The sequence below is a fragment of the Lysobacter sp. Root604 genome (genome assembly GCF_001427505.1).
Classification (GTDB): Bacteria; Pseudomonadota; Gammaproteobacteria; order Xanthomonadales; family Xanthomonadaceae; genus Lysobacter.
Genome location: NZ_LMGS01000012.1, coordinates 1 through 24716 on the forward strand (window position 1 = coordinate 1; position 24716 = coordinate 24716).

The 24716-nt window shown below is 67.6% G+C and carries 19 protein-coding genes and 1 pseudogene; 11 read left to right on the forward strand and 9 right to left on the reverse strand.

Annotated features, from left to right (window positions below; genetic code table 11):
• From ASD69_RS18585 to sufT, 5 genes and pseudogenes are all read right to left on the reverse strand, one after another.
• On the reverse strand, positions 1–1759 hold a 1759-nt coding region (locus ASD69_RS18585), incomplete at its 3' end, for a S8 family serine peptidase (protein WP_157499327.1).
• Positions 1760–2393: 634 nt separating this feature from the next.
• Complete coding sequence (locus tag ASD69_RS18590) at positions 2394–4490, reverse strand: S8 family serine peptidase (protein ID WP_056181986.1); 2097 nt, start codon at positions 4488–4490, stop codon at positions 2394–2396.
• Between the two features lie 1281 nt (positions 4491–5771).
• Positions 5772–7884: pseudogene (locus ASD69_RS21425) on the reverse strand (S8 family serine peptidase); the annotation flags it as partial.
• A 470-nt stretch (positions 7885–8354) separates the two neighbouring features.
• Positions 8355–10181 (reverse strand): S8 family serine peptidase, encoded by a 1827-nt coding sequence (locus tag ASD69_RS18615; RefSeq protein ID WP_082576634.1) that lies wholly within the window; start codon positions 10179–10181, stop codon positions 8355–8357.
• A 480-nt stretch (positions 10182–10661) separates the two neighbouring features.
• Positions 10662–11213 carry a putative Fe-S cluster assembly protein SufT gene (sufT, locus tag ASD69_RS18620; protein WP_056182003.1) on the reverse strand — a complete coding sequence of 184 codons (552 nt, stop codon included), beginning with the start codon at positions 11211–11213 and terminating at the stop codon, positions 10662–10664.
• A 218-nt stretch (positions 11214–11431) separates the two neighbouring features.
• Between sufT and ASD69_RS18625 the strand changes: the two genes are divergently transcribed.
• A complete protein-coding gene (locus ASD69_RS18625) occupies positions 11432–11872 on the forward strand; it encodes a hypothetical protein (RefSeq protein WP_157489578.1) in 441 nt (146 codons plus the stop codon).
• 61 nt (positions 11873–11933) lie between these two features.
• Positions 11934–12767, forward strand: coding sequence for a tetratricopeptide repeat-containing protein (locus ASD69_RS22115; protein WP_157499329.1), 834 nt, complete (start codon positions 11934–11936; stop codon positions 12765–12767).
• Positions 12768–12798: 31 nt separating this feature from the next.
• On the opposite strand, the gene ASD69_RS18635 is transcribed toward ASD69_RS22115, so the two are convergent.
• Positions 12799–14238: a PLP-dependent aminotransferase family protein gene (locus tag ASD69_RS18635; RefSeq protein WP_056182009.1), complete on the reverse strand. Its 1440-nt coding sequence runs from the start codon at positions 14236–14238 to the stop codon at positions 12799–12801.
• Between the two features lie 243 nt (positions 14239–14481).
• Here ASD69_RS18635 and ASD69_RS18640 point away from each other — a divergent pair, with 243 nt between their 5' ends.
• From ASD69_RS18640 to ASD69_RS18660, 5 genes are all read left to right on the forward strand, one after another.
• On the forward strand, positions 14482–17505 hold the full coding sequence (locus ASD69_RS18640) for a TonB-dependent receptor (RefSeq protein WP_056182013.1): 3024 nt from the start codon (positions 14482–14484) through the stop codon (positions 17503–17505).
• Positions 17506–17900: 395 nt separating this feature from the next.
• Positions 17901–18785 carry an AraC family transcriptional regulator gene (locus tag ASD69_RS18645; protein WP_056182016.1) on the forward strand — a complete coding sequence of 295 codons (885 nt, stop codon included), beginning with the start codon at positions 17901–17903 and terminating at the stop codon, positions 18783–18785.
• Positions 18786–18857: 72 nt separating this feature from the next.
• The gene (locus tag ASD69_RS18650; RefSeq protein WP_056182019.1) at positions 18858–19382 is read left to right on the forward strand and encodes a hypothetical protein; all 525 of its coding nucleotides are present in this window, start codon (positions 18858–18860) and stop codon (positions 19380–19382) included.
• Positions 19372–19911: a cytochrome P460 family protein gene (locus ASD69_RS18655; RefSeq protein ID WP_056182022.1), complete on the forward strand. Its 540-nt coding sequence runs from the start codon at positions 19372–19374 to the stop codon at positions 19909–19911. Before ASD69_RS18650 ends, ASD69_RS18655 begins: the two co-directional genes overlap by 11 nt.
• Positions 19912–20073: 162 nt before the next feature.
• On the forward strand, positions 20074–20547 hold the full coding sequence (locus ASD69_RS18660; RefSeq protein WP_056182027.1) for a DUF1456 family protein: 474 nt from the start codon (positions 20074–20076) through the stop codon (positions 20545–20547).
• A 15-nt stretch (positions 20548–20562) separates the two neighbouring features.
• On the opposite strand, the gene ASD69_RS18665 is transcribed toward ASD69_RS18660, so the two are convergent.
• The 3 genes from ASD69_RS18665 to ASD69_RS18675 are packed head-to-tail and all read right to left on the reverse strand — an operon-like array spanning position 20563 to position 22698.
• Complete coding sequence (locus tag ASD69_RS18665) at positions 20563–20919, reverse strand: DUF2185 domain-containing protein (RefSeq protein ID WP_162250677.1); 357 nt, start codon at positions 20917–20919, stop codon at positions 20563–20565.
• Between the two features lie 37 nt (positions 20920–20956).
• Complete coding sequence (locus ASD69_RS18670; RefSeq protein ID WP_056182034.1) at positions 20957–22390, reverse strand: NAD(P)(+) transhydrogenase (Re/Si-specific) subunit beta; 1434 nt, start codon at positions 22388–22390, stop codon at positions 20957–20959.
• Positions 22387–22698, reverse strand: a complete 312-nt coding sequence (locus ASD69_RS18675; protein WP_056182038.1) for an NAD(P) transhydrogenase subunit alpha — start codon at positions 22696–22698, stop codon at positions 22387–22389. The genes ASD69_RS18670 and ASD69_RS18675 overlap by 4 nt, the downstream gene beginning before the upstream one ends.
• A 134-nt stretch (positions 22699–22832) precedes the next feature.
• Here ASD69_RS18675 and ASD69_RS18680 point away from each other — a divergent pair, with 134 nt between their 5' ends.
• Genes ASD69_RS18680 through ASD69_RS18695 form a run of 4 tightly spaced genes read left to right on the forward strand, consistent with a single transcriptional unit; the run spans position 22833 to position 24688 of the window.
• Positions 22833–23174 carry a hypothetical protein gene (locus tag ASD69_RS18680; RefSeq protein WP_056182041.1) on the forward strand — a complete coding sequence of 114 codons (342 nt, stop codon included), beginning with the start codon at positions 22833–22835 and terminating at the stop codon, positions 23172–23174.
• 12 nt (positions 23175–23186) lie between these two features.
• Positions 23187–23768 carry an RNA polymerase sigma factor gene (locus tag ASD69_RS18685; protein WP_082576636.1) on the forward strand — a complete coding sequence of 194 codons (582 nt, stop codon included), beginning with the start codon at positions 23187–23189 and terminating at the stop codon, positions 23766–23768.
• Positions 23765–24178: a hypothetical protein gene (locus ASD69_RS18690; protein ID WP_056182044.1), complete on the forward strand. Its 414-nt coding sequence runs from the start codon at positions 23765–23767 to the stop codon at positions 24176–24178. Before ASD69_RS18685 ends, ASD69_RS18690 begins: the two co-directional genes overlap by 4 nt.
• A gap of 6 nt (positions 24179–24184) precedes the next feature.
• Positions 24185–24688 carry a DUF3106 domain-containing protein gene (locus tag ASD69_RS18695; RefSeq protein ID WP_056182052.1) on the forward strand — a complete coding sequence of 168 codons (504 nt, stop codon included), beginning with the start codon at positions 24185–24187 and terminating at the stop codon, positions 24686–24688.
• Positions 24689–24716 lie beyond the last annotated feature (28 nt).

Genomic DNA, 24716 nt, shown 5'->3' on the forward strand with positions numbered 1-24716 from the left:
CGTTGCTGGACGAGGACGACACCGTGACCGAGCTGGTCTTGGTATGGGTGGCGCCGCTGTTGTCCGTGACCGTCAGGCTGACCGTGTAGGTACCGGCCGCCGAGTAGGTCTTGCTGGGATTGGCCGAGGTCGAGTTGGTGCCGTCGCCGAAGCTCCAGCTGCGCGAGGCGATGCTGCCGTCGCTGTCGGTGGAGGTATCGGTGAAGCTCACCGTCAGGCCGCTGGCCGAGGACGTGAAGTTGGCCACCGGCGCTTGATTGCTCGGCGTGCCGCCGCCGACCGCGGCCACGGCCGCCGCCGCATCGATCAGGCCCGCGCCGCAACCGCCCGGGCAGTTCGCCGCCGCGATCGGACGCGCCGTGCTTTCCAGGATCTGCTCGATCTGCGCCGGCGTCTTCGGCGTTGCGGAGGCCGCCTGAATCAGCGCAGCCACACCGGCCACATGCGGTGCCGCCATGGACGTGCCCTGCCAATCGTCGCCGGCATAGCCGTTGCCCTCGATCGTCGACCACACGGCATTGGCGGAGTTGACGACGACCGGCTGTACGCATGCGCCCCTAGGGTTCTGCCCAAGCGGCAAATGTTCCGTCGACGGCGAGCAAACTTCGCCGCCCGGCGCGGTCACGTCGATGCTGGCGCCGTAACTCGAGTAATAGCTGCGGCGACCGCCGGGATCGCTGGCCGCAACGCTGATCACGTTGTTGCAGCTGGCCGGCGCGTTGTTGGCGACGTCGTTGTTGAAGTTGCCCGCGGCGGCGATTACCACCGAGCCTCGGGCCACCGCGGCGTTGATGGCGGCTTGCTCGGCCGGGCCGCAGGCGCGCGTGCCGCCCAGGGACAGATTGATCACTTCAGCGGGGTTGGCATTGGCCGGCACACCCGACACGGTGCCGCCGGAGGCCCAGGTGATGGCATCGATGATGTCCGAACCACCGCCACTGCCATCCTTGCCCAACACCCGAATCGGAACCACCTTGGCGTTGTAAGCCACGCCGACCAAGCCACGGTTATTGTTGGCCACGGCGGCGACAGTGCCGGCCACATGCGTGCCGTGCACGATATTGGAGGCATCGTTAGGGTCTGAATCGCGACCGTTGCCGTCCTCGGATGCGCCGCAGGTGCTGGTGCTTCCGCAGCTGGCGAATCCCAGCCCCGTGGTCGAGCTGATCATGTCGTAGCCCGGCAGGATATTGGCGTCCAGATCTTCATGCGGCAGGATGCCGCTGTCGATCACGGCCACCACCACGCCCGTGCCGGTGCTGGTGTTCCAGGCCACCGGAGCGCGGATACCGACGGCATTGTCGGCGTAGTGCCATTGGCTGGAGTACAGCGGATCGTTCGGCACCGCCAACGCGTGTACGACGAAGTCGGACTGCACCCACTCCACGTTCGGGTCGGCGGCGAGCTGGCGGATCAGCGCAGCGGCTTCATCGCCGTTCAAAGCGGTGTCGCTGGTGATGACATCGGCGCCAAGCGCCATGCGGCGCAGATGCTTCAGGCCCACGCGCTTGCCCTTGGAGCCGGCCGGCATCAGGGTGCGCGACGCCGCAGTGTTCAAAGAGGAGGCGAGCGCGGCGGTGCTGGTGGTCGGCGCGCTGCTGTTCTTGTACTTGATCATGAAACGACCGTACTGGCCGTCGGCCTTGAGGTCGGCGACATAGGCTTGGCCTGCGAAGGCGGGCGCGGCCAATGCGGCCAGCGCCACGGCCGTCGCGGCCGCCAGTACGTGTACGCGCAGTTTGCTGTTGGTATTCGACATCGTTTTCATATCCCCAGATGTGAAACGCAATGGGCCGCTAGGCGGCTATGGCGGTCCGAACCAGGAGCGGGAACCTGCATCGCTCGCGGGCTGGACCATGGCGGAGGCATCGAGATGCCAGGGCCGTGGGCCAAGCTACGAGGCGGATCTGAGGGAAACGCCTGACGACCAGGACGAATTTCGGCCGCAAATGTGGCGCTCGTCACATTTTCGTAAATTGAAATTTTTTGCTGCTCAAAGAAGTCACACTTCGTGCGTAGCGATGGCCCAGGAAACGAAAATCGAGGGTGGCCGGCGCATCGACGGACCGCCGTCACGCAACGATTTCTCCTGCAAATACCCTACCTTCGGCGAGTTTCCGGGACTGGCCGCGGATAGCCGAAAGCGGCTCCGAAACGCGCTTCGGAGCCGCCGTGAGGGTCCATCGACATTTTCTGATACGAAAAAAAAGCCGCTGCGAGATGGCGCGACGAACGCCCAAGCCGACTCCAGGCCCAGACCGGCATCGCCCAGGCCGGGATGCCCGCCGCGACGCCCAGGTCCTGGACAACCGACGCCCGCAGGCTCAAAAAACGAAACCCCGGCCTGAGCCGGGGTTTCGAAACCAAGCGCACTGCTCGGGTCTAGGCACCGATCAGAACGTGACGCTCCAGCTGTTGATGTAGCCCACGTCCTGCGGGGCACGGTCGGCCACGCGCAGCTTCCAGGCACCGTTGAGCGGCTCGCTGCTCAGGTTGACTACGCGGTCGGTGATGATCACGTGGTCGGTGCTGTCGGTGGTATTGGGACGGTTGAACAAGTTGTAGACGCTGCCGTCCGGCGCGATCAGATCGACGATCAGGTCGCCACGGAACGCGTGCTGCACATTGACCGACACCTTGGCGGTGCTGGGGGCGTTGCCGGTACGGCCCGACACCGTGATGGTGCTGCTGGCGCCGGTGGCGTTGTTGTCGGGAATGTTGACGTCGGCGGTGTTGCTGTAGGTCTGGGTGCCGCCGGTGCTGGCCACCGTGACCGTGGAGGTCTTGGTGTTGCTGGCGCCGCCGTTATCCGTGACCGTCAGCGAGACCGTATAGGTGCCCGCCGCCGAATAGGTCTTGCTGGGATTAGCCGAGGTCGAGTTGGTGCCGTCGCCGAAGCTCCAGCTGCGCGAGGCGATGCTGCCGTCGCTGTCGCTGGAAGTGTCGGTGAAGCTTACCGTCAGGCCGCTGGCCGAGGACGTGAAGTTGGCCACCGGCGCCTGATTGCCCGGCGTGCCGCCGCTGACCGCGGCCACGGCCGCCGCCGCGTCGATGATGCCCGCACCGCAACCGCCGCTGCACTTGCTGGGAACGATCGGGCGAGCGGTGCCTTCCAATACCTGCTCGATCTGAACCGGCGTCATGGACGTCGGCGAAGCGGCGACGATCAGCGCCGCGACGCCGGAGGCGTGCGGAGCCGCCATCGACGTGCCCGCGTAGCCTTCGTAGGCATTGGTCGGTACGGTCGAGAGCACACCGCCGCCGCTGACGTTCTCGCCACCGGGCGCGGTGATATCGATGGTGGCGCCCCAGCTGGAGAAGCTGGAACGCGAGCCGCTCTTGTTACTGGCGGCGACCGAGATCACGCCGCCGCAGCTCGCCGGTACGCTGTCGACGATGACGCCCTTGAAATTGCCGTTGACGATGTCGATGTTGTCGTTGCCCGCGGCTGCGATGACCACCGAGCCTTTGGCAATGGCCCTGTCGATCGCCGCCTTGTAGGCCGGGGCCGCGTTGGCGCAGGAACCTTGCACCGACCCACCCAGCGACATGTTGATGATCTTGGCCGGATTCGCATTTGCAGGAACACCGGGGACGGTATCGCCCGAAGCCCAGGTGATCGCGTCGACGATGTCGGAATCGTCGCCGAAGCCCTGATTGCCAAGCACGCGAATCGGGACGACCTTGGCGCCGTACGCCACACCTGCGACGCCGATACCGTTGTTGGTCACCGCGGCGATGGTACCGGCCACGTGGGTGCCGTGGGCGCCCGTACCCGCCACCGAACTGTCGGTGGGATCCGCATCGCGACCGTTGCCATCGTCCGACTTGCCGCAACCTGTCAGCGCGCCGACATCCGCGCACTGCTGCCGGGTACCACCGGTGGTCGAGGTGACCATGTCGTAGCCGGGCAGGATATTGGCATTGAGATCGTTGTGCAGCATGATGCCGCTGTCGATTACCGCCACCACGACGCCACTGCCGGTGCTGGTGTTCCAAGCCGTCGGCGCACGAATACCGACGGCGCTATCGGCGTAATGCCACTGCTGGCCGAAGTTCGGATCGTTGGGGATCGCCAAAGCGCGCTTCTTGCCGTCCACCTGCACGAACTGGACGTTCGGATCGGCTGCGATCTGGCGCATCAGCGCCGCGGCCTCTTCGTGGTTCAGCTCCTGATCGGAGGCGATCACGCTGGCGCCCGGCATCAGCATGCGACGCACTTGCTTCAGGCCGACGCGCTTGCCCTTGGAAGCGGCCGGCAGGATGGTGCGCGCCGCCATGTTGCTGAGCGACGTGCTCAACGCGGCGCTGCTGGCGGCCGGGGACGAGCCGTCCTTGTATTTCACGATGAAGCGGCTGTAGCTGCCGCCGGCCTTGAGTCCGGCGAAGTGGGCCTGGCCGGCAGCGGCCGGCGAGGCTATCGCGGCCAGAGCCAGCGCGGTCGCCGCGGCCAGTACATGTACGCGCAGATTGCTATTGGAATTCGACATCGTTTTCGTATCCCTGGATGTGAAACGCAATGGGCCGCTAAGCGGCTATGGCTATCCGAACCGAGCGAGGAAGCATTGCGTCGCTCGCGGGCCGGACGATGGCGTAGGCATCGAGATGCCTGGACCGTGGGCCAAACTACGAGGCGGATTTGAGGAAAAAGCCCGATGGCCAGAGCGGATTGCGCCGATAAGCGCGTTGCGCGTCACGTTTTCGAAAGTCGAAATATTCGGCTACTCAAAGAAGTCACACTTCATGCGTAGCGATGTGCAGAGAAGCAAAAATCCGGGCTGAGCGACGCATCGATGAGACGCCGTCACGCAACGTTTAGCCCTGCAAATACCCTACCCGATCCGATTTCTCGAACCGACCATCGAATCGCCCAACGCGCCCCCGAACGCGTCTTGAAGCCTTCGCGATGGCCCATGATCGTTTCGAGATTCGCTGTCGCACGGACGACGCTGCGCCCGTCCTTCCTGGCGATAGACCAGCGAATCACACCTACGCCGAGGCCGCGCTAACGCACGGCTCGCAGCATCCTGGACACCGTTTCCGGGAGTATCGAAAACGAAACCCCTGCCGTAGCCGGGGTCTCGAAACGAAGCGCGATGTTCCAATCCAACATCGATCAGAACGTGATGCTCCAGCTGTTGATGTAACCCACGTCGTTCGCGGCGGCATCGCGCACCCGCAGCTTCCAGGTGCCGTTGAGCGCTTCGCTGGTCNTAACGCACGGCTCGCAGCATCCTGGACACCGTTTCCGGGAGTATCGAAAACGAAACCCCTGCCGTAGCCGGGGTCTCGAAACGAAGCGCGATGTTCCAATCCAACATCGATCAGAACGTGATGCTCCAGCTGTTGATGTAACCCACGTCGTTCGCGGCGGCATCGCGCACCCGCAGCTTCCAGGTGCCGTTGAGCGCTTCGCTGGTCAGGTTGCTCACAGTGATGGTCTTGTTGATGCCACCGGAACTGCCGGCGCGATTGGCGAGGTTGTAGGCCGAACCGTCCGGTGCGATCAGATCGATGACCAGATCGCCGCGGTAGGTGTGCACGATGTTCACCGCCAGCGAGGTATCCGACGGTGCGTTGCCGGTGCGGCCGGACACCGTGATCGGGCTTTCCACCGCCKCACCGTTRTCGACGATGGTGTAGTCGCCGCTGTTGGTGTAGGTCTGGCGCACGTTGCTGGACGAGGACGACACCGTGACCGAGCTGGTCTTGGTATGGGTGGCGCCGCTGTTGTCCGTGACCGTCAGGCTGACCGTGTAGGTACCGGCCGNGATCGCCGCGGTAGGTGTGCACGATGTTCACCGCCAGCGAGGTATCCGACGGTGCGTTGCCGGTGCGGCCGGACACCGTGATCGGGCTTTCCACCGCCGCACCGTTGTCGACGATGGTGTAGTCGCCGCTGTTGGTGTAGGTCTGGCGCACGTTGCTGGACGAGGACGACACCGTGACCGAGCTGGTCTTGGTATGGGTGGCGCCGCTGTTGTCCGTGACCGTCAGGCTGACCGTGTAGGTACCGGCCGTCGAGTAGGTCTTGCTGGGATTGGCCGAGGTCGAGTTGGTGCCRTCGCCGAAGCTCCAGCTGCGCGAGGCGATGCTGCCGTCGCTGTCGGTGGAGGTATCGGTGAAGCTCACCGTCAGGCCGCTGGCCGACGAGGTGAAGTTCGCGACCGGCGCAACGTTGCCCGGCGTGCCGCCGCCGACCGCGGCCACGGCCGCCGCCGCATCGATCAGGCCCGGGCCGCAACCGCCGGGGCACTTGGCGGCGGTGATCGGACGCGCGGTGCTGGCCAGGATGCTGAGGACCTGGCTGGTGGTCTTCGGCGTAGCCGAAGCGGCCTGCATTAACGCGATCACGCCAGACACATGCGGCGCCGCCATCGACGTGCCATGGTAGAAATCGTAGCCATTGCCACCGACGGTCGACAAGATTCCGTTGGTTTCGTAGAAGGTGGTGCACTTGTCTACCGGGTTGGTGCCCAGCGGCAGGAACTCGGTCGGCGGCGAACACAATTCGCCGCCCGGCGCCGTGATGTCGATGGTCGCGCCGTAGCTGGAAAAGTAGGAGCGGTTGCCGTTGTGATCGCTCGCGGCCACGCTGATCACGTTGTTGCAGCCGGCCGGCGAGGCACCGCTCACGTCGATATTGCTGTTGCCTGCCGCGGCGACCACGATGGAGCCGTTGGCGACGGCCGTATTGACCGCAGCCTGCCAGGTCGGCGTCTCGGAGCAAGGCAAGTCGCCACCCAGCGAGAGATTGATCACGTCGGCCGGATTGGCGTTGGCCGGCGCGCCGGCGACGCTGCCGCCGGAAGCCCAGACGATGCCGTCGGCGATGTCCGCCAGCGAGCCGTTGCCGTCCTTGCCAAGCACACGCACCGGTACGACCTTAGCGCCGTAAGCGATGCCCGCCACACCGGTGGCGTTGTTGGTGAGCGCGGCGATCGTACCGGCCACATGGGTGCCATGCACGCCCGTGGTCGCTGCCGAGCTATCGGTGGGATCCGTATCGCGGCCGTTGCCGTCCTGGGACGCGCCGCAGGTACTGTTGGATCCGCAGCTGCCGAAACCCAAGCCCGACGTCGTGCTGATCATGTCGTAGCCGGGAAGAATGTTCGCGCTGAGATCGGTGTGCGTCACGATCCCCGAGTCGACCACCGCCACCACGATGCCAGTGCCGTTGCTGGTGTTCCAAGCGGTCGGCATGTTGATGCCCACGGCGCTGTTGGCGAGGTCGTACTGCTCCCCGAAGCGGGCGTCGTTGGGCACGACCAAGGCCTTCACGACCATATCCGGTTCGACGTACTCGACATTCGGGTCCGCGGCGATCTGGCGCATCAGCGCCTCGGCTTCCACGCGGGTGAGTGCGGCTTCGCTGCTGACCACTTCCGCGCCCAGCGACATGCGACGCAGATGCTTCAGGCCCAGCTTCTTGCCCTTGGCGCTGGCAGGCAGGACGGTGCGCGCGGCGGCCGCGCTGAGCGAGCTCGTCATCGAAGCGCTGCTGGTGGTCGGCGCGCTGCCGTTCTTGTATTTGACGATGAAGCGATGGTACTGGCCGTCGCTCTTGAGGCTGCCCATGTAGGCCTTGCCGGCGAAGGCCGGCGCGGCGACCGCGGTCAATGCCAAGGCGGTCGCCGCGGCCAGTACGTGTACGCGCAGATTACGGTTGGAGTTCGACATCGTGTTCATATCCCCGGATGTGAAACGCAATGGGCCGCGAGGCGGCGATGGCTGTCCGGACCGAGGGTTGAAGGCTTGCATCGCTCGCGGGCCGGACGAGGGCGGAGGCATCGAGATGCCTGGACCGTGGGCCAAACTACGAGTCCGATCTGAGGGAAAAGCCCGATGACCAGGGCGAATCGCAGCCGTAAAGGCGACCTTCATCACATTTTCGTAAATTGAAAATTTCCATCACTCAAAGAAGTCACACTTTGTATGCAGGGATGCGTCACAAGGCGAAAACCGGGGGCGATCGATGGATCGACGGATCGCTGCCGCACAACGATTTGCCCTGAAAACACCCTACTAGAAGCGATTTTTCGGTACTGGCGGCCGCACCGTCGAACGCGGCCATGGATGCCATTGGACGCGCCCCAGATGGCCCAACGCTATTTTCTATTACGCAAAATCTTCCGCTGCAGCGCGGGCGCTGCGCCCTCCCTTACTTGCGAGCGGCCAGACGCGGCCAGCCCCTAACCGGGGCCGCGCGCCGGCTGACCCGCAAGATGGGCGCATCGCCTCAGCAAGACTCGCGGCATCGCCGGCACACGGGTGCCGAAAACCCCAAAAAAAACGAGACCCCGGCCTGAGCCGGGGTCTCGAAACGAAGCGGACCGCTCGGATCTAGGCGCCGATCAGAACGTGACGCTCCAGCTGTTGATGTAACCCACGTCGAACTGAGCGCGGTCGGCCACGCGCAGCTTCCAGGCGCCGTTGAGCGGCTCGCTGCTCAGGTTGACCACGCGGTCGGTGATGATCACGTGGTCGGTGCCGTCGTTGGTGTTGGGACGGTTGAACAGGTTGTAGACGCTGCCATCCGGCGCGATCAGATCGACGATCAGGTCGCCACGGAACGTGTGCTGCACATTGACCGACACCTTGGCGGTGCTGGGGGCGTTGCCGCTGCGGCCCGACACCGTGATGGTGCTGCTGGCGCCGGTGGCGTTGTTGTCGGGAATGTTGACGTCGGCGGTGTTGCTGTAGGTCTGGGTGCCACCGGTGCCGCCGACCGTGACCGTGGAGGTCTTGGTGTTGGTGGCGCCGCTGTTATCCGTGACCGTCAGCGTGACCGTGTAGGTACCGGCCGCGGCGTAGGTGCGGCTGGGGTTGGTCGCGGTGGAGGTGCCGCCGTCGCCGAAGTTCCAGCTGCGCGAAGCGATGCTGCCGTCGCTGTCGGTGGAGGTGTCGGTGAAGCTCACCGTCAGGCCGCTGGCCGAGGAGGTGAAGTTGGCCACCGGCGCCTGGTTGCCGGGGCCGGCGGAGAACAGGCTGTGCAGCAGGAAGTTCGGCGATCCACGCAGGTTGCCCGTGACCTTGCCGGGCGTGGCGTTGTTCATGATCGCCGCGTGCACTTCGTCCGGCGTGGCCGCGGGGTGCGTGGACAGGTACAGCGCGACGACGCCGGCCACGTGCGGGGTGGCCATCGATGTGCCGCTCATGGTGGCGGTGGAGGTCGAGCTGCTGATGCCGGCCGAGACGATATCGCTGCCGGGTGCGAACAGATCCACGCAACTGCCCCAGCCGGGCGCCTGGCCGCTAGGCCAAAGCGAGCGCGCGTCGTTGAGGTCGGTGGCGGCGACGGTCAGCGCCCGCGGCACCCGTCGCGGCGATCCGGTACAGGCATCGTCGTTGCTGTTGCCCGACGCAGCCACGACCACCACACCGGCGTCGATCAGGTTGGTGATCGAGTTATCGATAGCGGTGGAACCGGGGTAGCCGAAGCTCATGTTGGCCACCGCGGGTTTCACGTGATTGGCCGCCACCCAGTCGATGGCCGCAATAGTCTCCGAGACTAGCGCATTGCCGGTGCAGTCGAAGACGCGAACCGGATGCACGGTGGCCTTCTTGGCCACGCCCCGGGTGGTGCCGGCGACGGTACCGGCCACATGCGTGCCATGACCATGGCAGTCGTTGGTGCTGGGATCGCCCGGTCTGACCGAGAAGCCGTTGCCCATGCGCCCGCTGAATTCGGTGTGGTCCGCGCGCACGCCGGTGTCGAGGATGTAGGCGTGAACGCCGGTGGCGTCGGTGTCGTAGGTGTAGGTGGTGCTGAGCGGCAGGTTGCGCTGATCGACGCGATCGATGCCCCAGGTCGCGTTGTTCTGGGTGGCATAGATCGAGCCCACGCCATCCTCTTCGACATAGGCCACGCGCGGATCCTTCAACAGCTGCGCCAGCGCTGCGTCGTCGGCATCGACCACGAAGCCGCGCAGCACGTGCTGGTAGCTGCGCAGCAGCTTGGCGCGATGCTGGGTGGCCATGCTGCGCGCGACCGAAGGCACCTGCGCCATGGTCACGCCGGTGGCGCTGCGCGCCGACGAGCCGGCGACCGGCTCCTTCAGCACGACGATGTAACGGCCTTCGACCGGCCTGTCGACCGTCAACAATTCCGCGGCCAACCCCGGAAGCGCGGCGCATACGAGCGAGGCACCGATGGTTACCGACAAGATACGACGATTCATTCACATGTCCTTGTAGTGAGCGGGCCCGATCCGCAGCGGCGAATTGCGCCGACGGTGCATCTGCGACGAGCGGCGTCCCGCTCCACGCGCGCCGATGCGCCGCATCGCAGCGGGCCTCGGCCTTGCACCGGACAGCAGTACGCTACGGATCCGCCTCCAAGGCGGATGCCGGCAGCGCCTTCACGGCAGCTACGTTCTTTACACCCGGTTGTTTCGAAGGCCGCGTTTCGCGGCAGGTAACCGTCATGCCTGCGCGTCGCACAGCGTGCTGGACGCGTAGGCACAACGGGATTCACGACCGCTGCGTTTGCGTGGCCGCGATCAACAACCTAGGTAGGCGGACCAGCCGAGTCCATGCGCTAAAAACGGTTCCAACCGGCGCAAACCGTGAACCCCGCTGCATTTTCTTAATCGGATATTTTGGCGTACACAGAAAGTGTGGCCATAAGGGGCATACCCGCTGCGGGGCATGCCGCCTGCTCAGAACATGCCGGTTTCCAGCCGCGCGGCCTCGGACATCATGTGACGCCCCCACGGCGGGTCGAATACCAGTTCGACGTCGGCCTCGGCCACGGTCGGGATCATTTCCAGCTTGCTGCGCACGTCGTCGATCAGGATGTCGCCCATGCCGCAGCCCGGCGCGGTCAGGGTCATGCGCACCTCGACGGTGCGCTGGCCGTCGTCGCGCGGCTTGACCAGGGCTTCGTAGACCAGACCCAGGTCGACCACGTTGATCGGGATTTCGGGGTCGAAACAGGTGCGCAGCTGCTTCCACACCAATTGTTCGACCGCCTCGTCGTCGGCGCCTTCCGGCAGTTCCAGCGGTTCGGGCGCTTCCTTGCCGATCGCGTCGGCGTCCTTGCCCGAGATCCGGAACAGGTTGCCTTCGACGAAGACGGTGTAGCTGCCGCCCAGGGCCTGGGTGATGTAGCCGACGCTGCCGGCGGGCAGGGTCACCTGCTCGCCCTGCGGCACAAGGACGACGGCGCAATCGCGCTCGAAACGGACGGGTTCGCTGCTACGGGAGTACATGCCGGAAAGATTGGGGTGCCGCGCTCCGGCACAAGGCGCGCAGTCTAACAGGGCCTCGTGCGGCACCTGGCCCCCGGGATGGATCGCAGCGTCGCCGGGACGTGGCCAAACCGGCGCCGGCGCGCCCGTCCCGGGCGGCAGGCGGACTTCAGGCACTGCCCGCGGGCACGCGGCCGGCTATGCTGTGCGGCTGGATTCCCCCGCCCGCCGAGCCCTCGATGACCCCTGCGCCGCCCGCCGCCGCGTCCCCACCGCCCCGAACGGCGCTGTCGTGGACCTTGTCGTGGTCGTTGCTGCTGTTGGGCACCCTGGGCTTCGCCACCGTGTGGCTGCTGCTGAGCCTGTACAGCGGGCGCCAGAACAGCTGGATGGCGGTGATCGGTGCGATCGACCTGGCCTGGATGCTGCGCCTGGGCGGCTGGCCGCGCGGATGGGGGCGGGCCGCGATGGGCATGCTGGGCACGGCCGCGATCGTGCTGATCTACAGCTGGAGCATCGCCTCCACCCAGATCGGCCTGTCGCTGGGCGTCGGCCTGCTGGACTCGCTGCCCAAGCTGGGCGTGCACCACGCCTGGCTGCTGACCCAGCTGGCCAACGGCCCGGCCGACTGGGCCTGGCTGGCACTGGGGCTGGTGGTGGCGTTCTTCGCCTCGCGCTGAGCAGACTGGACTCATCCGCGACGCCGGCGCAGCGCATCCGCCGCCGGAACCTGGGCCATCGATGAGAACACCGACCGCGTTCGAACACGTCGCCGCCGACCGGGATATCGCGCCCGGCCCCTATCCCGCGCAGGGCTTCATGGCGGTCTGGGACGCGGCGCTGGGCAACGGCGACTACTTCGGTTGCTACTGGCCGCTGGGGCGCGAACAGGCCGAGCCCATCGTCTGCGAGATGTACCACGACGAAGGGACCTTGCAGCCGTCCTACTCCTCCACCGCCCGGTTCGTCGAATGGCTGGCCCTCAATAACGGCGAACGCGGCGACCACGAGGTCGAAGACCCGGGCTTCGGCCCGCATTGCTACGCGCGTGCTCGCGTGGCGATGGCGGCGGGCCGCGTGGACGCCGCGATCCTGGAGCTCGAAGCCGCCTGCGCGTCGGTGCCCGACGTCAGCGTCTATTGGTTCGCCCTGGCCGGGCAGCGGCGCAGACTCGGCCTGACCGATGCCGCGGTCGAGGCGGCCTTGAACGCCGTATTGGCCAACTGGTCGTTCGGTCGGGTGGCCGACGGCGCATTGCGCATGCTGCAAACCCTGGGCGCGGCCAGCGCCTTGCGCGACGACCCGCTGGTGCGCGCCAGCGCCGAACTCGCGCTCGCGTTCGGCGGCAGCAAGCACAACCCGGACTACGCCGTGCTGCGCGCGTGCATCGACGCCTACTTCGAACGCGGCCAAGCCCTGCACGCGCTGCGGCTGTCGCACAACTACGCCTACGCGATGCATGCGGAAACCACCGCTTTCCAGGAACGCCACGCGTTCTCGCCGACGCAGTGGCGCGCGGACTACGCGCGACTGTGCCTGCAGCATCTCGGCGACGCGCGCACCGGCCTGGATTGAACCGCACCCGTCCCGCGCCCTGCCCGCTGGCTCAGGGCGCGGTCTCGCGCAGGCACTCGCCGAACAGTTTGGTGGCCTCGCCGATCTCCGCCACCGACATCGCGCCGAAGCCCATCAGCAAGCCAGCGCGGTCCGGCGCGTTCAAGTAATACGGCGCGATCGAATACAGGCCCAGCGCGCGCGTCGCCGCATGCGCGATCAAGGCCTCGCCCTGGGCCGCATCGCGGCCGCGCAGCCACACCAGCAAGTGCATGCCCGCGTGCGAGTCGTCGATCTCGAGGAATTCGCCGCCATGCGTGCGCAAGCCTTCGAGCAGGGCTTCGCGGCGCTGCTTCAGGGTCTTGCCGGTGCGGCGCAGGTGGCGCTCGAAACTGCCGTCGGCCATGAACTGGGCCAGCGCGGCCTGCTCGATGCCCGGCGATCCGAAATCGTCGACCCATTTGGCCGAGATGAAATCGTCGCGCAGGCACGGCGGCACCACCACGTAGCCCAGACGCAACGAGGGGAACAGCACCTTGGAGAAGCTGCCGACGTAGACCACGCGACCGGACTCGTCCAGCGAACGCAGCGCCGCGTGCGGCTGGGCGTCGTAGCGGAACTCGCCGTCGTAGTCGTCCTCGAAGATCCAACAGTCGTGGCGATTGGCGTAGTCCAGCAAGGCCAGGCGGCGCGGCAGCGACATCAGCGCGCCGGTCGGGAACTGGTGCGAGGGCGTCACGCAGATCAGGCGCGGCGGCGCGGTCGGCAGATCGTCGGTGCGCAGGCCTTCGCGATCGATCGCGACCGGAACCAGGCGCGCGCCATGCGTGTACAGCGCCTCGCGCGAGGCGAAGTACTGCGGCTCCTCGATCACCGCCGCGTCGCCCGGATCCAGCAACACGCGCGCGGTCAGGCTGATCGCCTGCTGGGTGCCGGCGACGATGATGATGTCCTCGGGCGAGCAGATCACGCCGCGGCGATGGGCGATGTATTCGCTGGCGGCGGCGCGCAGCGCCGGCGAGCCGTGCGCGGTGGGATAGGTCGGCGGCGTGTACAGCGCCGCATGCGCGAGCGCGCGCGACCAGGCCGAGGTCAGCAGCGGATTGGTGAACGGCACGCCGTACTGGAAGCTGTAGCGCGCGCCCTCGACGCGGCGCCCGGGCATGCGCGGGTGATCGTGGCACGCGCGCAGGCGGCGCACGTAGTCGGTTTCCGGCAACCCGCGCTGCGCGGGGCGCGGCACCGGCGCGGCCGGCGTGATCGGGGTGGCGACATAACTGCCGGAACCGACCCGCCCCTGCATGAAGCCTTCGGCGCGCAGCTGTTCGTAGGCGGCCAGCACGGTATTGCGCGACACCGCGAGCTGCTGTGCCAGCGCGCGCGTGGGCGGAAAGCGCACACCCTGCGCTACCCGGCCCGACAGCACGGCGTCCTTGAGCGCGCGCACCAGCTGGGTCTGCAGCGGGCCGCGGCCGTCTAGCTCCAGATGCATGGGGGTTTCCGAAAGGCTCCAGTGCGCGGACGTAGGCGATCCGCCCGACGGCCAATCTATCGGGCCGGAGGATGCCGGCACAACATGACCAATGGGCGCGTCAACACAAATCGTCACTTCCGCGCAGTCACCGCACGAGTCCGGCATAGCTTTTCAGTCGCCGCCCGCGCAACTCCGATCGTTAAGGATTCGTAATTTCACTGAGCCGGCCAACGCATGGCCCTAACCCAGCGGAGTTACGCAATGCCCTCGCACACCCTCAGTCATGCCATCCGACGAGCGCTGTTCGCCACCGCCGCGGCGTCCACCGCGGCGCTGCCGATCGTGGCGCACGCCCAGGCGGCGGAAGAATCCCAGCCCACCACGCTGGATCGCATCGAAGTGACCGGTTCGCGCATCAAGCGCACCGACATCGAAACCTCGCAGCCGATCTTCACCCTCAGCCGCGACGACATCAGCTCGCAGGGCCTGACCTCGGTCGGCGACGTGATCCAGAACATCACCGCCAACGGTTCCGCCCCCAACAGCACCGTCAACAACGGCGGCGACGGCCAGACCCAGGTCGACCTGCGCAACCTGGGCCCCAACCGCACCCTGGTGCTGGTTAACGGGCGGCGCTGGGTCGGCGGCGCCGGCCTGGGCGGCGTGGTCGATCTGAACACCATCCCGACCGCCGCGGTCGAACGCATCGAAGTGCTGAAGGACGGCGCCTCGACCATCTACGGTTCGGACGCGATCGCCGGCGTGGTCAACGTGATCCTGCGCCAGAACTACGAAGGCGCCGAAGCCAACGCCTATGTCGGCACCTACTCCGATGGCGACGGATTCCGCGAAGCGGTCGATTTCACCATCGGCGCCGCGTCCGACCGCTGGACCGCGATGTTCGGCTTGGCCTACGTCAAGGAAGAGCCGGTGCTGGCCGGCGACCGCAAGATCTCCAAGGAGCCGGTCGCCGGCACCGGCAATTTCTTCGGCAGCTCGACCGTGCCCAACGGCCGCTTCGCCCTGTGCAACGGCACCTTCGACCCGATCTTCGGCACCTGCTCGGTGGCCGAGACCCGTCCCGACGGTTCGGTGGGCCAGTTCACCTACAACGACGGCCAATCCGGCGCGAACTGGCGCAACCGCACCGGCAACGACGTCTACAACTTCGCCCCCGACAACTACCTGCTCACGCCGCAGGAGCGGCGTTCGGTGTTCGCCTCCGGCTCGCTCGACATCAGCGAGAACCTGCGTTTCCGCACCACCATGACCTACAACAACCGCCGCTCGGAGCAGTTGCTGGCGGCCATGCCGATCGTGCTGGGCAGCGGCCCGGGCGCGGGTCTGCAGCCCAAGACCGTCACCATCAGCCCGGACAGCATGTACAACCCGTTCGGCACCACCGTCTCGCGCATCCAGCGCCGCGCGGTCGAGACCGGCGGTCGCTCGTTCCGTCAGGACATCGACACCTTCGCGGCCAATCTCGGCTTCGAGGGCACGCTGAACTTCGCCGACAAGCCCTACGACTGGGAAGCCGGCTACTACTACGGCGAGAACAAGCAGAACACCGTCACCGACGGCCTGTTCAACCTGCTCGCGCTGCGCAACGCGCTGGGCCCGTCGATGATCGACACCGTCGCCGGACGCTCCACCACCGGCCGGCCGATCTGCGTGAGCAACCCCGGCGATCCGACCTCGATCATCCTGGGCTGCGTGCCCTTGAACCTGCTCGGCGCGGCCGGCTCGATCACGCCCGAGATGCTGGCCTACTCCAGCTTCGTCGCCCACGACTCGGTCGGATTCAAGCAGAAGACCTACTACGCCAACATCGGCGGCGACCTGTTCGATCTGCCGGCCGGCCCGCTGGCGTTCTCGTTCGGCCTGGAACACCGCGCCGAAAGCGGCTACTTCCAGCCCGATGCGCTGATCGCCTCCGGCAACACCACCGGCAACGCGGCCGCGCCGATCTCCGGCGGCTATTCGCTGGACGAGGCCTACCTGGAACTGGCGGTGCCGGTGCTGGCCGACATGCCGTTCGCCAAGCTGCTGGATTTCTCGATCGCCACGCGCTATTCGGACTACAGCAACGTCGGCGACACCCTCAACAGCAAGTTCGGTTTCCGCTGGAAGCCGTTCGACGACCTGATGATCCGCGGCAACTGGTCCGAAGGCTTCCGCGCCCCGGCCATCGTCGAACTGTTCGCCGGCACCGCCGACGCCTTCCCGACCATCAGCGACCCCTGCGACCTGTCGCGCTTCCCCAACCTTTCGGCCGCCGCGCAGGCGCGCTGCATCGGCCAGGGCGTGCCCAACGGCGGCTACGACCAGGGCAATCCGCAGATCCGCATCAACGTCAGCGGCAACCCGTTGCTGGAGCCGGAGAGCAGCGAATCCACCACCCTGGGCTTCGTCTACAGCCCGTCCTGGCTGGAAGGCTTCGACGTGACCCTGGACTGGTGGAAGATCGACATCGACAACGCCCTGGTCGCGCCGACCGGCCAGTTCATCCTCGACGAATGCATCGTCGGCAACGTGCAGCGCTTCTGCAATTACACCCGCGCGCCCGGCGGCGCGATCTCCAACCTGCTCTCGCAACCGACCAACATCGGCGGCCTGCGCACCCAGGGCTACGACCTGACCGTGAACTACAAGTTGCCCGAGACCCGCTGGGGCCGCTTCAGCTTCAACTGGGACAGCAGCTACGTGGCCAAGGCAGAGGTGGATTTCGACGACGACGGCGTGTTCGGCGAACGCCTGGAAGGCGTGCCGCGGATCGGCCAGCGCATCGAGGACTGGCCGATCGACGAGGCCGCCAACGAACCCGGCGAATACATCACCGGCAGCAACAGCTGGCGCATCCGTTCCAATCTGATGGTGCGCTGGGAGAAGGGCGATTTCGGCGCGACCTGGAACCTGCGCTACTTCTCGCATCAGGACGAACGCTGCCAGGTGCTGGTCGACAACGGCTTCAACGACCTGTGCAGCGACCCGGACCGCATGATCTCGGTGCCGGTGGACCTCAACAACAACGGCGTCTGGGACGGCCCGGCCGGCGGCGACACGCTGCAGGCGGTAGCCGAGGCCGAGAACAAGATCGGCGCCACCACCTACCACGACGCCAGCGTGTACTGGAACACGCCCTGGAATTCCAAGGTCACCATCGGCGTGAACAACGTCTTCGACAAGAATCCGCCGTTCTCGGCGCAGGCCTTCGCCAACAGCTTCGACTCGGCCTACGAGGTGCCGGGGCGCTTCATCTACTTCCGCTACACCCAGAAGTTCTGATCCGCGTAATCGATGCGTAACCCAGGCGGCCCCGCGAGGGGCCGCTTTTTTTCGCGTCTTGTGCATAGCCGAACGCCTACGCGCGTCGATTCTGGCCTGCGCGCGCGGAACAGCGTCGACGCGGTGACCGGACCAATATTTGCGGCGTCAGCGGTGCCTCATCTCTCTCTCCGAAGCAAGGTCGACGCTCGTCCGGCACGCAGGAAACCACGGCACAGCGCACCCACCGTCCGCAGGCATGCCCGGGATCTTCCCGGGCTCTTTTTTCGGACCCACGCACGCGGGCCCGATTGGCTCCATCGCATTCGAAACAATTGGTCCTCCAGTCCGCGCGCGACGCTGGGTAGGGTGGACACAACGGCGCCGGACGCGCCATCGAATCGCGAGAGCCCCCCGTGAACCTGCGCTATCACCCCCTACGATTCGCCGAGAATCTCGATCTCAGCGCCCGCGGCGGCGACGAACTGCACCTGATCCGCGCCTCCGCGCGCGGCGCGCAGGTGGAGCTGCCCGGGCAATGGATTTCGTTCTGCCTGCCGTTGTCGGGCCGCCTGCGCTGCGAGGCCCAGGACAGCGCGTGGGAGATCGACGCCGGCCACGCCCAGGTCTGGCGCGAAGGCCCGCTGCGCTGCAGCGCGCGCCAGCCCTGCGGTTGGCTGGCTCTGGCCGGCTCGCACGCGGCCTGGGCGCGCTACCTGCGCAACCAGCACGGCGACGAGGTCAGCGGCGACGCTGGCGGCGCGGACTTGTTTCCCTGGGAAGGCCCGGCCGGCCGCGACCTGCGCCGCCTGACCGTGCGCCTAGCGCGCCGCACGCGCGACGTCGAGGTCGATATCGAGCCGCTGCTGGAGGCGCTGTGCGCGGCGCTGGTCGACCAGCAGCGCGACCTGCACCAGCGCCTGCAGCGCTGCAGCGGACGCACCCTGCGCCGGCGCCAGCAGACCCTGCTGCGGCTGCTGCGCGTGCAGCACCTGATCCGCCGCCACCCCGACGCGCGCCTGGATCTGGCGCGGCTCGCGCGCAGCGCCAGCTACTCGCCCTGCCACCTGATCCGGATCTATCGCGACGTGTTCGACGAGACCCCGACCGAGTACGCCGCGCGCCTGCGCTCGGACCGCGCCTGGCGCATGGTCCGCGAAACCCGCATGCCGGTATGCGAGATCACCGAGGCCCTGGGCTTCGAAAGCCAGAGCGCGTTCTGCCGCGCCTTCAAGCACTCCTTCGGCCTGACCGCGACCGAAGCGCGCCGGCTCGAATGCGCGCAATCGCAGGCGGCCTGACCCGGCGTAGCCCCCCCCCTTTTCGCATCGCCAGCCCCGTACCGCCCCTACCGCACCGACGAGGACCACCGCATGCCCCGCTCCGCCTTCCCCACCGCCCGCACCCTGCTGCTCTACGTCCTCGCCGCGGGCCTGGTCGCCGGCACCCTGGACATCGTCTACGCGACCAGCTTCTGGGGCCTGAAGGGCGTGCCGCCGCAGCGCATCGGCCAGAGCATCGCCGCCGGCGTGCTCGGCAAGGACGCCTTCGCGGGCGGCAACGGCGCGGCCGCGCTGGGGCTGTTCCTGCACTACGTGATCGCCACCGGCATGGCCGCCGCCTACGCCCTGGTCGCGCGGCGCTGGCCGGCGCTGACCGCGCACCCCGTGCGCTACGGCCTGCTCTACGGCCTGCTGCTGTACGCCCTGATGACCTACGTGGTGGTGCCGCTGTCGGCGGTGCCCGGCGGCGGCGGTGGCGGCGGCGCTTTGTGGATCGGGTGCAGCATCGTCGCCCACGCCGTGCTGGTCGGCTTGCCGATCGCGCTGATCCTGCGCCGCGGCTTCGTCGCCGGCGATCGCGCGCACCCCTCGGGCTACGCCGCCGATGCGCGCTGAGACCCCGACCCTGCGCCCGCGCCTGGCGATCGCCGCCGTCCTGGCCTGCGTCGGCGCATTCGCCTCGATGCTGGCGATGCCGGCCGGCCACGCCGCGCCCGAACCCGAGGCGCAGGCGCCGATCGGCCTTCCGCAGGGCTATACGCGCTGGACCCATGTCAAAAGCGGCCTGATCCCCGCCGGCCACCCCGCCTTCGCCAGCTACGGCGGCCTGCACCACATCTACGCCAACGAGACCGCGCTGGCCGGCTACCGCAAGGGCGAGTTCGCCGACGGCTCGGTGCTGGCCTACGACCTGTTCGAAACCCGCACCACGCCCGACGGCAGCATCGACCAGGGCCCGCGCCGCCACGTCGATGTGATGGTCAAGGACGCGCGCCGCTACGCCGCCACCGGCGGCTGGGGCTATGCCGAGTTCGCGGCCGGCGCATCCCAGGATCGCCTCAGCCAGCCCCAGCGCGCCGGCTGCGCGGCCTGCCACGAGCACCGCAAGGCCCAGGGTTACGTTTTCAGCGAGCTCCAGGACTGAGGCCTGCCCCTCGCCTTCCCCGACGGCGGCCAGGGACGGCTGCCGCTTCCTGAGGCCCGCGCGCGCGTTGCCGACCGATAGCGACGCGCCCGTACGCGCGCGCGTGCGAAAATCGCCGCTTCGCGGAACCGGTACGACCGGCCCGCCCAGGCAGGACAGGCGATGATCACCAACGACGTATTGCGCAGCATCCGCTACATGCTCGACCTCAGCGACAACAAGGTCGTGGAACTGGTCCAGCAGGCGGACCCGGATTTCGCGCTAGACAAGGCGCAGGTCCAGGCCTTCCTCAAGAAGGATGAGGACGAGGGCTACGCCGAATGCAGCGACGCGGTGCTCGCGCGCTTCCTGGACGGACTGGTCTATCACTACCGCGGCCGCGACGAGAGCCTGCCACCGCGCCCGTTCGAGAAGCGCGTCAGCAACAACCTGGTGCTGAAGAAGCTGCGCGTGGCCTTCGAGCTCAAGGACGTCGACATGCACCAGGCCTTCGCCGACGCCGGCTTCCCGGTCTCCAAGCCGGAACTGAGCGCGCTGTTCCGCCAGCCCGATCACAAGAACTACCGCGCCTGCGGCGATCAGCTGCTGCGCAACTTCCTCAAGGGGCTGACGCTGCGCGTGCGCCGCCCGTCCTGATCCGCGCGCCGCGCATCAGTCCCGGCGCCGGAAGCCTTCGATGCGCCGCCACGGCGATTGCGCCGAATCGCGCTCCCAGGCGCTGCCCACTTCGGCACGGACGATGTCCAGCAAGCTTTCGTCCATGCGGATGAAGCTTTCCATCGGGCAGATCTTCGGCGGATTCGCGTCCAGCCACGCTTGAGTTTCGCTACCGCTTTGGAATATCCAACCCGAGTCGTGCGGATTGTTGGGTTTCGAGCGATAGGCGTAGCACACCGGCAGCCGCTGCGGCCCCATCACCTGGTCCGAGGCCAGCACCAGCGGCGCGAACGCCGCCAACTTGGCGTCGCCATCCGCGGGCGGCGGCGACTTCTTCTTGAACGGCCACATGGCGCGCTCCATTCCTAGCGTGCGACGGAAACGGCGGCTAGTGCCCGCCGTCCAGCGCCTTCAACTCCGACACCAGCGCGCTGGCCATCTCGGCGCCGTCGCCGAACAGCATGCGGGTGTTGTCGGCGTAGAACAGGGCGTTTTCGATGCCGGCGAAACCGGTGCCCTTGCCGCGCTTGATGACCACGGTGTTCTTGGAATTGACCACATCCAGGATCGGCATGCCGTAGATCGGCGAAGCCGGATCGGTCTTGGCCACCGGATTGACCACGTCGTTGGCGCCGATCACCAGCGACACGTCGGTGTTCGGGAATTCCGGGTTGATGTCGTCCATGTCGACGATCATGTCGTAGGGCACGCCGGCCTCGGCCAGCAGCACGTTCATGTGGCCCGGCATGCGTCCGGCGACCGGATGGATCGCGAACTTCACCTTGACCCCGCGCTCGGTGAGCTTCTGGGTCAGCTCCCAGATCTTGTGCTGGGCCTGCGCCACCGCCAGGCCGTAGCCGGGCACGATCACCACGCGCTCGGCGAAGGCCATCATCGCGGCCACGTCGCCGGCCTCGATCGGCTTCTGGCTGCCGCTGATTTCCTGGGCCTGGCCGCCGCCGCCGAAGTTGGAGAACAGCACGCCGGTGATCGGCCGGTTCATGGCCTTGGCCATCAGGCGCGTGAGCAGCATGCCGGCCGCGCCGACCATGGTGCCGGCGATGATCAGGGCCTCGTTGCCGAGCACATAGCCTTCGAAGGCCACCGCCAGACCGGTCAGGGCGTTGTACAGCGAGATCACCACCGGCATGTCGGCGCCGCCGATCGGCAGCGTCATCAACACGCCCAGGGCCAGGGCGACCACGAAGAAAGCGATGATCGCCGGCACGTTCAAGGTCAGCACCACGATCGCGCCCAGCGCCACCAGCGCCAGCGCCACCGCGGCGTTGAAGATCTGCTGGCCCGGGAACACCACGCGCCGGTCGAGGCGGCCGTCGAGCTTGGCCCAGGCGATGATCGAACCCGACAGCGAAACCGCGCCGATCGCCGCGCCGATCACCGCCAGCACCACGGTGACGGTGGGCTGCTGCATGTCGACGTGGCCGGACTGCAACTGCGCCAGCAGCGGATCGCTGGTCTGCAGGCTGGCGAAGCGCAGCAGCTCGACCGCGCCGATCGCCGCCGCCGAACCGCCGCCCATGCCGTTGTACAGCGCGACCATCTGCGGCATGTCGGTGATCGCGACCTTCTTGCCCGAGATCCAGGCCAGACCGGTGCCGATCGCCAGCGCCAGCACGATCAACACCAGGTTATGCAGGTCGGGCAGCAGGAAGGTGGCCGCGGTCGCGATCACCATGCCCATGCCGGCCCAGCGGATGCCGCTGCGCGCGGTCACCGGCGAGGCCATGCGTTGCAGGCCCAGCAGGAACAGGGTGGCGGCGACGAAATAGCTGGCCGACGCCAGCAGCACCTGCGCGCTCATGCCTGGCCCCCGGACTTGGCGTCGGGCTTCTTGCTGGCCTTGAACATCTCCAGCATGCGCTCGGTGACCACGTAGCCGCCGGCCGCGTTGCCCGCGCCCAGCAGCACGGCGACGAAGCCGATCGCCTTCTCCAGGGTGGTGTCGGCGTGGCCCAGGACCACCATCGCGCCGATCAGGACGATGCCGTGGATGAAGTTGGAGCCGGACATCAGCGGTGTGTGCAGGATCACCGGCACCCGCGAGATGATCACGTGGCCGGCGATCGCCGCCAGCATGAAGATGTACAGCGCCACGAACCCGTCGCCCATCTTTGCCTTCCCCTTGCGATGTCTCCCGCATCATAACGTTCCATGAACCCGGCGCCAGCGCTGTCAACCGTGACGGCGATCGGGCGTTTGTCTCCTCGCAAGGGTTCAAACGCATCCACGACGAGGAGAGCCGCATGAAAACCACACCTTATCTGGCCGTCCTGGCCTGTCTGGCCGCCTTGGGACTGGCCGGCACCGCCGTCGCCGGCGACCGCGGCGACCGGGTCGAGCACCGCATGGAGCGCCACGGCGAGCGCATCGACCACCGCCTGGACCGGCGCGGGGACCGCATCGAGGCCCGCAGCGACCGTCGCGCGGATGCCCTGGCCGCGCACGGCCATGCCCGCGCCGCCGCCCGCGTCGACCGCCATGGCGAGCGCGTCGAAGCGCGCCTGGACCGTCGCGGCGACCTCGCCCAGGCGCACTGGGAACGTCGCGGCGAGCGTTACGACCGCCGCTGGGACCGCCGGCATTAAGCCTTGAGCCGTATGCTGCAACTCGTGTCCGCCGAAGCCGACGACCTGGCCCTGGTCGCGCCCGCCCTGGGCGCGGCCGAGCGCAGCCCCGAGACGCTGGAGGAATTCCTCGCCGGCATCGGCACGCGCGCGTTCCGTTTCGCCGAACTCGGCCTGCGCCAGCGCGACGACGCGCTGGACGCAGTGCAGGACGCGATGATGAAGATGCTCGGCTATCGCGAGCGCCCGGCCGCGGAATGGACCCCGCTGTTCTGGAGCATCCTGCGCAGCCGCATCGTCGATGTGCAGCGCCGGCGCGCATTCCGCCTGCGCTGGCTGATGCCGGGCGTGCGCGAGGACGAAGCGCCGATCGACTGGGCCGACGACGGCCCCGATCCGGCCCGCACCCACGACGGACGCGAGGCTTATGCGCGTCTGGCCGACGCCCTGGGCAAGCTGCCGCGCCGACAGCGCGAGGCCTTCAGCTTGCGAATACTGGAAGAACTCGACGTCGCCACGACCGCGCAGGCGATGGGCTGTAGCGAAGGCGCGGTGAAGACGCATCTGTCGCGCGCGCGCGAAGCGCTGCAGCGGCAATTGGAGGACTGGCGATGAACCACAACGACCCGCGCTACGGCGCCGACCCCACGGCCGACGGCGACCGCGCCTTCGACGAGGCCGCACGCGCCCTGCACCGGCGCGCGCTGGGCGAAATATCGGCGCCCACCCGCGCCCGATTGCGCCTGGCCCGACACGCCGCGAACGCCGACGTGCGCGCGCCGCGCCGCGGTATGGGCTGGGCCCTGGCCAGCGGCTGCGCGGCGGTGTTCGCGCTCGCGATCGGCCTGCAGTTGCAGCGCACCCCGCAGTCAGCGGCGCCGCCCGCCACCGTACCCGCGGTCGCAGGCCTGCCCGCCCCCGAAGCGGCCGCCTACGACAGCAGCACCGCGCTGGCCTCGCTGGACGAGAATCCCGATTTCTACCTGTGGCTGGCGTCCGCCGACGACCTGCCCGCAACGGAGTAAGCCCGCATGATCCGCCTTCCGCATCGCACCGCATGGGCCGCCCTGCTCGGGTTGTGCCTGCTCGCGCCCGCGGCGTTCGCCGCCGGGCCGCAAGCGGCCGCGTCCAAGGCCCCCCCGCCTCCGGCCTGGGAACAGCTCAGCCCGCAACAGCGCGAACAACTGATCGCGCCGGTGCGCGACCGCTGGAACGCCGAGCCCGACGAGCGTCAACGCATGCTCGACCACGCCCGCCGCTGGCAGCAGATGACGCCCGACGAGCGCAAGCGCGCCCGTCACGGCATGCGCCGCTGGGAAGGCATGAATCCGGAGCAGCGCGAAGAGGCGCGCGCTTTGTTCGGGCGCATGCGCAATCTCAGCGAGGCCGATCGCGAAGCCCTGCGCGAACGCTGGCGTGCGATGACGCCGGAGCAGCGGCGCGAGTGGATGCAGAACAACGCGCCCAAGCCGCGCGATCGCGACGACGACCGCGAGCGCCGCGGCCCGAAGGACGCGCCGCGCCCGCAGCGTTGACCTATTCGGTTCCCCCCTTTGAAAAAGG

Excerpts from the sequence above, each read along its gene's own strand:
- ASD69_RS22115 (WP_157499329.1), top strand. The coding sequence starts at position 11,934 with ATGAGAACACCGACCGCGTTCGAACACGTCGCCGCCGACCGGGATATC.
- ASD69_RS18660 (WP_056182027.1), top strand. The coding sequence starts at position 20,074 with ATGATCACCAACGACGTATTGCGCAGCATCCGCTACATGCTCGACCTC.
- ASD69_RS18615 (WP_082576634.1), bottom strand. The coding sequence starts at position 10,181 with ATGAATCGTCGTATCTTGTCGGTAACCATCGGTGCCTCGCTCGTATGC.
- ASD69_RS18695 (WP_056182052.1), top strand. The coding sequence starts at position 24,185 with ATGATCCGCCTTCCGCATCGCACCGCATGGGCCGCCCTGCTCGGGTTG.
- ASD69_RS18690 (WP_056182044.1), top strand. The coding sequence starts at position 23,765 with ATGAACCACAACGACCCGCGCTACGGCGCCGACCCCACGGCCGACGGC.
- ASD69_RS18625 (WP_157489578.1), top strand. The coding sequence starts at position 11,432 with ATGACCCCTGCGCCGCCCGCCGCCGCGTCCCCACCGCCCCGAACGGCG.
- ASD69_RS18675 (WP_056182038.1), bottom strand. The coding sequence starts at position 22,698 with ATGGGCGACGGGTTCGTGGCGCTGTACATCTTCATGCTGGCGGCGATC.
- ASD69_RS18685 (WP_082576636.1), top strand. The coding sequence starts at position 23,187 with ATGCTGCAACTCGTGTCCGCCGAAGCCGACGACCTGGCCCTGGTCGCG.
- ASD69_RS18680 (WP_056182041.1), top strand. The coding sequence starts at position 22,833 with ATGAAAACCACACCTTATCTGGCCGTCCTGGCCTGTCTGGCCGCCTTG.
- ASD69_RS18670 (WP_056182034.1), bottom strand. The coding sequence starts at position 22,390 with ATGAGCGCGCAGGTGCTGCTGGCGTCGGCCAGCTATTTCGTCGCCGCC.
- ASD69_RS18635 (WP_056182009.1), bottom strand. The coding sequence starts at position 14,238 with ATGCATCTGGAGCTAGACGGCCGCGGCCCGCTGCAGACCCAGCTGGTG.
- ASD69_RS18640 (WP_056182013.1), top strand. The coding sequence starts at position 14,482 with ATGCCCTCGCACACCCTCAGTCATGCCATCCGACGAGCGCTGTTCGCC.
- ASD69_RS18650 (WP_056182019.1), top strand. The coding sequence starts at position 18,858 with ATGCCCCGCTCCGCCTTCCCCACCGCCCGCACCCTGCTGCTCTACGTC.
- ASD69_RS18655 (WP_056182022.1), top strand. The coding sequence starts at position 19,372 with ATGCGCGCTGAGACCCCGACCCTGCGCCCGCGCCTGGCGATCGCCGCC.
- ASD69_RS18590 (WP_056181986.1), bottom strand. The coding sequence starts at position 4,490 with ATGTCGAATTCCAATAGCAATCTGCGCGTACATGTACTGGCCGCGGCG.
- ASD69_RS18665 (WP_162250677.1), bottom strand. The coding sequence starts at position 20,919 with ATGTGGCCGTTCAAGAAGAAGTCGCCGCCGCCCGCGGATGGCGACGCC.
- sufT (WP_056182003.1), bottom strand. The coding sequence starts at position 11,213 with ATGTACTCCCGTAGCAGCGAACCCGTCCGTTTCGAGCGCGATTGCGCC.